General features: G+C 60.7%; 9 protein-coding genes and 1 tRNA gene. 6 read left to right on the plus strand and 4 right to left on the minus strand.

Going from position 1 to position 8,930, the window contains the following annotated elements; translation table 11 throughout:
* Nucleotides 1-22: 22 nt before the first annotated feature.
* Nucleotides 23-964: an ABC transporter ATP-binding protein gene (locus tag AC6UAL_RS06580; RefSeq protein ID WP_500682580.1), complete on the minus strand. Its 942-nt coding sequence runs from the start codon at nt 962-964 to the stop codon at nt 23-25.
* A gap of 450 nt (nt 965-1,414) precedes the next feature.
* Between AC6UAL_RS06580 and AC6UAL_RS06585 the strand changes: the two genes are divergently transcribed.
* From AC6UAL_RS06585 to AC6UAL_RS06600, 4 genes are read left to right on the plus strand one after another with little or no spacing between them, the layout of a single operon-like run.
* Entirely contained in the window at nt 1,415-1,822 is a 408-nt protein-coding gene (locus AC6UAL_RS06585; protein WP_500682581.1) for an OsmC family protein, read from the plus strand.
* 8 nt (nt 1,823-1,830) lie between these two features.
* A complete protein-coding gene (locus AC6UAL_RS06590) occupies nt 1,831-2,307 on the plus strand; it encodes a hypothetical protein (protein ID WP_500682582.1) in 477 nt (158 codons plus the stop codon).
* A gap of 28 nt (nt 2,308-2,335) precedes the next feature.
* The gene (locus AC6UAL_RS06595) at nt 2,336-2,836 is read left to right on the plus strand and encodes a hypothetical protein (protein ID WP_500682583.1); all 501 of its coding nucleotides are present in this window, start codon (nt 2,336-2,338) and stop codon (nt 2,834-2,836) included.
* A gap of 24 nt (nt 2,837-2,860) precedes the next feature.
* On the plus strand, nt 2,861-3,589 hold the full coding sequence (locus AC6UAL_RS06600) for a TlyA family RNA methyltransferase (RefSeq protein WP_500682584.1): 729 nt from the start codon (nt 2,861-2,863) through the stop codon (nt 3,587-3,589).
* A gap of 127 nt (nt 3,590-3,716) precedes the next feature.
* Here AC6UAL_RS06600 and AC6UAL_RS06605 read toward each other — a convergent pair whose 3' ends face one another.
* Both AC6UAL_RS06605 and AC6UAL_RS06610 read right to left on the minus strand, forming a co-directional pair.
* Entirely contained in the window at nt 3,717-4,898 is a 1,182-nt protein-coding gene (locus AC6UAL_RS06605) for an iron-containing alcohol dehydrogenase (RefSeq protein ID WP_500682585.1), read from the minus strand.
* Nucleotides 4,899-4,956: 58 nt separating this feature from the next.
* Nucleotides 4,957-5,568: a flavodoxin gene (locus AC6UAL_RS06610; protein ID WP_500682586.1), complete on the minus strand. Its 612-nt coding sequence runs from the start codon at nt 5,566-5,568 to the stop codon at nt 4,957-4,959.
* Between the two features lie 454 nt (nt 5,569-6,022).
* On the opposite strand from AC6UAL_RS06610, the gene AC6UAL_RS06615 reads away from it, so the two are divergent.
* Nucleotides 6,023-7,141, plus strand: coding sequence for a DUF3592 domain-containing protein (locus AC6UAL_RS06615; protein ID WP_500682587.1), 1,119 nt, complete (start codon nt 6,023-6,025; stop codon nt 7,139-7,141).
* A gap of 169 nt (nt 7,142-7,310) precedes the next feature.
* Here AC6UAL_RS06615 and AC6UAL_RS06620 read toward each other — a convergent pair whose 3' ends face one another.
* On the minus strand, nt 7,311-7,829 hold the full coding sequence (locus tag AC6UAL_RS06620; protein ID WP_500682588.1) for a pyridoxamine 5'-phosphate oxidase family protein: 519 nt from the start codon (nt 7,827-7,829) through the stop codon (nt 7,311-7,313).
* An 816-nt stretch (nt 7,830-8,645) separates the two neighbouring features.
* Between AC6UAL_RS06620 and AC6UAL_RS06625 the strand changes: the two genes are divergently transcribed.
* A tRNA-Ile gene (locus AC6UAL_RS06625) sits at nt 8,646-8,718 on the plus strand.
* Nucleotides 8,719-8,930: the final 212 nt, after the last annotated feature.

The raw sequence follows: 8,930 nt of genomic DNA on the forward strand, positions 1-8,930 counted from the left end.
AGGAGTTTCTGCCGGACAAGGCTCAGTCGTGTCGCGTCATTTCAACGAAGACGTCTTCGAGGCTGGGGATGTGGCGGTAGACGTGGCGTATCGGATATCCGAGGCCCGTGACAATGGCCGCTGCCTTTTCGCGCGTGTCCGTGCCGGGTTCGGCCCTGACGAGCAGGCGCTCCCAGCCGCCGGGAAGCGTCGATTCGTGGATTACTTTCTTGACCGGGGGCAGGGACTCCAGCGCTTTGACCACCGGCTCAAGCGCTCCCTTGAACTCGATGGAAACGCGTCCGGCCGCCCGGAGATTCGCCGTCAGATTGGCGGGTGTGTCAGCAGCTTTGATGCGGCCTTGTTCGATGATGATGACTTTGTTGCAAATCATCTCAACCTCGCTGAGGATGTGAGTGGAGAGGATGACGGTGTGCTCATTGGCCAAGGAGCGAATCAGCTCGCGTATCTGGCGAATCTGGTTCGGGTCCAGTCCGTTCGTCGGTTCATCGAGAATGAGCAGATCCGGCTTGCCGAGCAGCGCATCCGCCAAGCCGACGCGCTGCCTGTAGCCCTTGGAGAGGGTGCTGATCATGCTGCGGCGCTTCGGCTCAAGCCCGCAGCGATCAATAGCGTTGCCGACCTGCTGCCACACGTCCGCCGAGTGAATACCCTTGAGCCGTGCGCGGTAGTCGAGATAGTCGTAGACGCGCATATCGTCGTAGAGCGGAACGCTTTCCGGCATGTAGCCCATGTGCCGCCGCGCGTCGAGGGGGTGGTCCAGAATGTCGTAGCCGGCAATGCTGGCCGTGCCGGCCGTCGGGGGCATGTAGCCGGTGAGCATTTTCATGGTCGTGGTCTTGCCGGCTCCGTTCGGTCCGAGAAAGCCGACAATCTCGCCTTTCTCAATGCTAAACGAGGCATCACAGACGGCGACAAAGCGCCCGAACACTTTGTGCAAATGCTCTGCGGTTACCATACTCATACGCGGGGCTATTCTACCATACCCCCGAAGCAAATCAAGGTAAAAGTCCGACACCGTATGAATTGACGGCTATTTTGCATTACATGCATTATGCGAAGTCAGAACAAAGCGTCTTTCCGCTTCCCTATGGCGAGGCAATGGGCTGCCGAACCATCGCCGTATGGCGGCGGAGGGGTTCGGCGCGCCTGAGAGTATTCTTGTGCACCTCAGGAAGCGCTGCGGCACGCGCCCCGTGCGTCTGCGCGACGTGGTCACGTCACGGCGCCGCACCGAACGGTCGCGCGCAAGGCGCACGAGATTGAAAACACGACGCAGCGACCGCCGTCGCAGCGGTAGGCGCGGTACAAAGAGTTCGAATCGCAGTGCGATCGGCAGCTGTTCATTCACCGTGACGCAGATCGGCGCGAATCGCGTCTTGACGCGCGGGCATTGCTGCGCTATGATGAACTCATGGTCAAGTGTAAGATAACATATCAGGGCGGGCTGCACTGCGCCTTGCAGCATGAACCTTCCGGCACAACGATTTTCACCGACGCTCCCGTCGACAATCACGGCAAAGGCGAGTCTTTTTCACCAACGGATTTGATGTGCTCCGCCATGGCAGCCTGCATGACGACCATCATGGGCATCTACGCTGAACAAAAGGGGCTCGACCTCTCCGGGCTGAGCATTGAAGTCAGCAAGGTCATGAGCGCCAATCCTCGCCGCATCGCCCGCATCGAGACGGAAATCTGCGTGCCGCTGCCGGCCGACACGCCCCACCGCCAAGCTCTTGAGGACTGCGCTCTGGGCAGCCCCGCGATGCGAAGCCTGCATCCGGATATCGAGGTGCCCATCACCTGGAAATGGCTCGGCTGATCGCTCGCATGAATCGACGCCTGTACCTCTACCTGCTGCTGCCGGTGGTCATGCTGCTCAACGCCGGCACGACCATCAGCGGCTTTTTCGGCTCGTCTGCCGCCCTCGCCATCGGCTCCGTGTTGGCTCTTGCCTGCTGGACCCTCGTCTGGCTGCGGCTTTACACCATGCGGGGCTGCGGCGGACTGCGGCCCGAATTTGCCATTCTGGCCATTGTTCCGCAGGTCGCCTTCTACGTCCTCAACAACCTCGGCCCCGAGTACTCCGAGCCCTTTTTGGGCGCCGCGTATCAAACCTTCAATCTGCTGCTCTGGATGGCCTCGCTCTGGATCCTCATGGCAAGCTTGGCTCCGGCGCCGAATGAAGAACAAACGCGGCTCGGCCGCGATGCCGTGCGCCTCGTCTCGGGCGCCTTTCTCATCTTTTCGACCCTCTCGGGCTGGACGTCTTGCACCGCCCTGCTCTTTCCGTCCCTGATACAATAACACATAACCCCCATTCCCCTCCCTCCTCATGAAAATCCTCAGCCTTTCCTTGCTTTCTCTGTTGGCGCTGACGGCCTGCGATACAACGCAGATGGACGTCAGCACGGGCAATGCCCGCGTCAGCTACATCAACAGGCCCGCCCCCCAAGCGGCAAAGCCTGCGGCACCCGCCGCCAAACCCGCAGCTCGCGACGTCGCTCCGGAGCGCATCGCCCCTCGCCCGACATCCGCGCCTGCGACCACCGGCCAGAATCAACCTCAAATCACCCCCGCGCCGCAGCCTGCGCAGCCCCAACAGCCGGCCCTCACCAAGAAGCCCACCCCCTCATCGGTGAGCCAGAATCAGACAAAAGCCGAGAACCCCGTGCGCCCCGCCGCTTCAACGGTCACGACACAGCCGAAGCCGAGCACCAACACGCGCTATGCCACGGTGAGCAGCCGCTCGGGCGCCACCACGAGGCCGCAGCAGAGCACCCCCCGCAAGCGCGTCCTCATGCCCGGGCAGAACCGCGGCCTTAGAACGCGCTGACGCAGCACTGCATTCGGAACCGATATGCCCAAGCAGAGACTGGACCTTTTGCTCGTCTCTCGCGGTCTGGTGGACTCGCGGGAGCAGGCGCAGCGGCTCATTCTGGCCGGTGAAGTGCTGGTCAAGGACCAGCCCGTCACGAAGCCCGGAACAAAAGTCGATGACGCCCTGCCCCTCACCGTCAAGAATCGACCCAAGTACGTCAGCCGCGGCGGACTCAAGCTCGAGGGAGCCCTCCAAGCCTTTCCCGTCAAGGCCGAGGGGAAAATTTGCCTCGACATCGGCTCGTCGACGGGCGGCTTCACCGACTGCCTGTTGCAGAACGGCGCCCTGCGCGTACACGCCGTCGACGTAGGGACGAACCAGCTGGTCTGGAAGCTGCGGAGCGATCCGCGCGTCATCGTCAAGGAGCAATTCAACGCGCGGTACATGACCCCGGCCGATCTGGGTGAAAAAGTGCAGCTCATCGTCAGCGATGTCTCCTTCATCTCGCTGACCAAAATCCTGCCCGCTGCCTACGACTGTCTGGAGGAGGGCGGCGACATGCTGGTGCTCATCAAGCCGCAGTTTGAACTACAGCCCGAAGACATCGGCCCCGGCGGCATCGTCCGCGACCCCGCCCTCCATCGGCGAGCCGTCGAGAAAATACGCCTCTTCGTCACCGAAGAACTCCACCGCGAATGGATGGGCGTGGCCGATTCCCCCATCAAGGGCATGGAAGGCAACAAGGAATTTCTCGCTTGGCTGCGCTGAGGCCTCCTTCTCAGGCCGCCTTCACGCGCAGCCCTCAACACCGTTCCCTCACGGCCCCTGCCCCACAACGAAAAGCGGCACGCAGCCGGGTTACCCCCGCCGCGTGCCGCTCTGAAATTCGGGCGGCTTACTTCCAAGACTTCTCGTACACCTCAAGCACGTCCTCATCGCTCATCGCGACGCGGTCGCTGGTGAACATCACACCCATGACCTCCCGCGCATTGTGCACGAAGTTCGGGAACTCGCTGCGGCAAATCCCGTAGTCGGACATCTTCAAATCGGCCACACCGCAGGCCTCTTGCAGACGCACCAACGCCGTGATGAAGTCCTCCGCCTTGTCCGCCTCCGGCATGCCCAGGGCCTGCGCGAGGCGCACGAAGCGATCGTCGCAGGCGTGATGGCTCACGAAGAACTCATAATAAGCCTTGCTGATCATGATCAAGCCCGCGCCGTGCGGAAGATTCGGGTGATAGGCAGAAAGAGCGTGCTCCATACCGTGCTCGCTGGTAATCAGCGTCAGGCACATGACAAAGCCCGACAGCGTATTGCCCAGAGCAACGCGCGTGCGAGCCTCAAGGTCGCTGCCGTCCTTCACCGCGCGCGGCAGGCAAGCCGCGAGGTGCCGCACGGCCTCCAGCGCAAACATATCACTCATGAGGTTCGCTCCCTTGGCGATGTACCCCTCCACACTGTGGAAGAGCGCGTCAAAGCCCTGAAAAGCCGTCAAATGCGGCGGGACACTGGTCATCAACTCCGGATCAATAATCGAGAGCCGGGGGAAAAGCGACGGATGGCTGATAAAGGCCTTTTCAAAGGTATCAAGCTTCGTGATGACGCCGGATGCATCAGCCTCCGAGCCGGTGCCCGCCGTCGTCGTCACCGCGATCATGGGCAATGGCGCCACGCGCGGCGCCTGCGCCTTGCCGGATCCCACGGGCACGTAGTCCCACAGCTCGCCGGAATTGGTCGCCATCAGCGCAATCCCCTTGCCGGCATCCATCACACTGCCGCCCCCGAGAGCCACGAGGAAATCGCAGCCCTCGCGCTTCGCGACGGCCGCACCGCCGTTCACATTCTCCACCGTGGGGTTCGGCTCAATGCCGTCATAGACCACGGATTCCACACCGGCGCGCTTCAACTCAGCCAGCGTGCGATCGAGATACCCGTAGGCTCGCGTCGAACGGCCGTTTGATATAACCACAAGAGCCTTGCGACCGGGCATGCTCTGATCGCCGAGTGCGCCAAGCTTGCCCGCCCCGAACAGAAAACGGGTGGGAACAAAATGATCGAAACTGTAATAAGAGTCCATAATAATTCAAATATGTTTAAGATGAGATGATTCTGAAAGAGAGAACAAACGCGGGTGCTCAGCGCTGCGCGGCAGGCAGCTCCAACCCCTCAATCCACAGCTTGAGCGCGCGAAGCGATTCGTGCGCGCTGAGCCGCTTGCCGGGCTTCCATTGGGCGTCGGGCGCCAGCGCGTGCAAATGCACATCGCTTTCCCCCAGCGGACTTGAGCCCGACGTGCAGAAAGGCACGACGATTTTACCGCCGAGATCATGCTGCTCCAAAAAGGTCGAGATGACGCGCGGAGCTTCACCCCACCAAATCGGATAGCCGATGAAAACGACTTGCGCCGCAGCCAGGTCTTTGCAATGCCCCTTGATGGCGGGGCGCGAGGCTGCATCCTGCTGCTCGCGATTCGCTCGAGAATCGGCCACCTCGTAGTCGAGGTCTGCCGCCGTGTACGGCTGTTCGGCCTCGATGCGCCAAGTACGGCCTCCCGTCACCTCGGCGATGCGCTCAGCGAGCTTCGCCGTGTTGCCCGAGCAAGAGAAATACACAACAACGGTTCGCGGCTCGCCGCTCGCCGTGAACGGAGCGGATGCAGCCGACGCGGCACCGCCGTCTTCGGGACTGCAGGCGGCGCTCAGGCATCCGAGCCCGAGACACAAAAAAGACGATTTTATCAGATTCATATGCAGATCACAGTAATCACGTTTTTTAGGGCGGATCACCGAGATGCACAACCCGAACAGCTCAAGCGCCGTCCCGTCGACAGCGATCGACGGCGGCAGCTGCGCGAGAGCACCTCTCAGCGTCCTGTAAGCAGGCGAAGGCGTAACCCCTCCCCTGCCCTGATGTCATTCTACACCCGACGGCCGCACATTGCCAATACTTCTTCCGTATCATCAGCCATGCCCAAAAGGCATGCAACAAGGCGGGAGCGAACATGGGGGGGAGCAGGCCATTCCCCGCACCGCATTACCCCGGCTCGGCGAAAAAGCCGAGCCCCGCCGCCGCACCGCATTTGACACCCGGAACGAAACCTGCTACACTCCCTCGCGGAAAAACAAAAGCTTCCCTTTTTCCCTGCCGCCTCTCTCCCCCCGTTTGGCCTCGGAAACCACGCCCCTCTCCCTCGGAACAACCATGAACGAGCCCGAAATCGAAGAAAGCCTCAGCCGCGACGAGCGCGAGCAGCTGCAACAAAGCCTCGCACAAGACGAGACCCTTCTCTGGGCCGGCAAACCCCTTCCTCGCCTCAACCTCCTCGGCAACGCGCAGTGCCTCATCAAAGGCCTCGTCATCCTCGCCTTCTGTCTGGCATTCGCCTACAAAGCAGGTCTGCTGGACTTCTCGGAGTCAGGCATGCCCGCCTCGGTCAAAGGCATCTTCAGCCTGTTTCTGCTCCCCTTTGTCGCCATCGGACTCGGCATGTTCCTCCGCCCTTGGCTCCTGCGCAGGCGGCGGGCACGCCTCACCGCCGCCGTCACCAACCGTCGCTGTCTGCTCATCTCCCCGCGCCGCCTCCGTGAATGGCCCCTGCCCTACCTCTCCGTTGACGAAAATCCCGACGGCAGCGGCGACATCATCTTCCCTGCGAGCGAACGGGGCGCCCGCCTCTTCAAGCGACGGGAAGAGAACATCTTCCCCGATATCGCCCGCGTGCGCCGCGTGCAAAGCATCATCGACGCCGCGAGCCTGCAAAGCCGGGAAGAAATCAGCAAAACCATCGCTGCCGCGCAAGGCACCGCCGCTAACTCAGGCAAAACCCGGATGATCGCTCCGGCAGTCGCTCTGGTTTTACTCGTCATCGCCGTCGTCACCGGCATCCTCGGCACCCAATCCCTCATCGACCTCCGGCACATCTGCCTGCATTACCACGCGACCACCGGAACCGTCACCGGCATCGAGTGGAGTCGGAGCAACAGCGGCAGAGGCACGGGGCGGGTGGCGCGAGCGCACTACCGCTTCACCGTCGACGGCAAAACCTACACCGGACAAGAACGCACCGCCTCCAATGTCAGCGTCAAAAGCGTCGGCGAAGAAATCCCCGTCCTCTATGCCCCGGAGAACCCGGACGACAACCTCTGCGACAGCTTCTCCGATCTCTGGCTGCCGACGGTGATCACGATGGTCTTTTTTCTCTTCTCCTCCGTCATGTCCGTCGTCATCCTGCGTTCCGTCGTGAAAAATCGCCCAAAAACGCTCCCCAACACCAAGACTCAAGACCCGGAAAGCCCCGACAACAACGCAGAGGCGTCCTGAGGCGCCACCCTCTCAGGCCCCCCACTGCCCCGACGCTGCGCGACTCTTGCCGACGATTGCGACGGCTTCCGTACCGGCCTCTTCCCCACCGCATCGCGACGGCTTCCATGCCCCTGCCAAGCGGCAAAAGCCTCGAGAGCCTCGAGAGCCTCGAGAGCGCGGCAGCCTCCTAAGCTCTTGAACCCGAGCCCGGCGAAGCCCCGACCGCCGCAGACGACGCATGCTCCTTGCAACTGATGCGCTCAACACACAAACAACCGACAGCGACGCGAGCCAACGCCGCCTCCGGGAACTCGAAAACACGCCCGGGAGCGTAATGCGCCATAATCCGGCTCAAGCCGCGACGCTTCTCATCATCGGACTCGGCAAAGTGCACCGTCCCCACGCCAATCACACTGGCATAGCGATAACTATAGCGGCAGGCCACCGCCCCCTCGACCAACTCGTGAGAGCAATCCGCCTCAAAGCCCACGTGGGGATTCCGCCCCAGAAGCTCCGCCTTGCGCCCCTCGCGTGCGCCGTGAAAATAAAGCCATAACTGCCCCTCGCGCTCCTCCCAGCCGAAATTCACCGGCACAATATAGGGAGCATCAACATCAGCCATCGCCAATCTCAGGCAATCGCATGCCTCCAGCACCTCCAGCAGGCGCTGCCGATCGCGCACCTCACGTTCACCGCGTCTCATCATCTGACTCCAACTCTTTTATCGACACCCCGCACCGCAACTGCGCACCCGCGCCGCAGCGAGCAGAGAACACAAAAAACTACCACAACATCACCCGCCCATGCAAGCCCATTCCGCGGAATAACACTACAGTTCATGAACTCGCTCCCATTATCCGTGTTGACCGCCAATACTTTAAACGGCGCCATGATCATACAGAATAGAATGGCGCGTCTAACGACTTCAAAGCAATAGTTCCGCATGGCAACATGGATCGAAAAACCGCTGTATATGTCCGTCCGTGTCCACGTGCACACAAACGAGCCGACCCTTGTTGACCCACCGTGCATGACAGCAACGCATCCATACACATGTAGCCCGGCTCAGCCACCTGTCGTACGGATTTCGACAACGGCATGTTGACAAGCTTCACGAAACGGCTGACCCTGTTCACATCTTTCTGAAGCTGAGTTGGATATGGCTTCGGAACTCTCTCCATGATTCTGTACGAAACACCGCATACTCGCTCCGCGCCCTGCGCTGAACATGAGTTCCCGCACATCTCGCCACACTCACCGAGCAGTTTCGGAAACATTCCGTGGAGACATTCCGCACGCGTTCGATTTAGAAATGACCGAAACTCCTTGAGTATGATCTGCATTAGTTCTTGCCTACTCATCCTCAATGCTATGAACGAATTATAGTGCGCATTTTTGTCCGCTCAACGGCGCATGCCCCTTTCTCGTCTGATTTATGGTGCGGATTTTTGTCCGTGCGCGGGCCCATTATCCGAAACACTTTCTTCTTTACATAGCCGAACAACTCTGCTACACTCTGCGCGGGGCTGTAGCTCAGCGGTTAGAGCAGAGGACTCATAATCCTTTGGTCGTGGGTTCGAACCCCACCGGCCCTAGTCCGATAACCCGCCTTCCGACACCATCTCGGAAGGCGGGCTTTTTTGTCGCTAGTAGCTTCATCTGAAAGAGTTGCGAAGTAATCGACTCATAGCGAAAAAGCGCCGTTTTTGCCCTGAAAAGCCCCATTTTTGGGGGTCAAGCGCAAAGTGTGTGGAAACCGCATATCAGACCACCGAGTGAGCCACCGCTGCACTCCACGAGCACGCGT

Source organism: Candidatus Parakkermansia intestinigallinarum, assembly GCF_944389695.1.
Taxonomy (GTDB): Bacteria; Verrucomicrobiota; Verrucomicrobiia; order Verrucomicrobiales; family Akkermansiaceae; genus Akkermansia; species Akkermansia intestinigallinarum.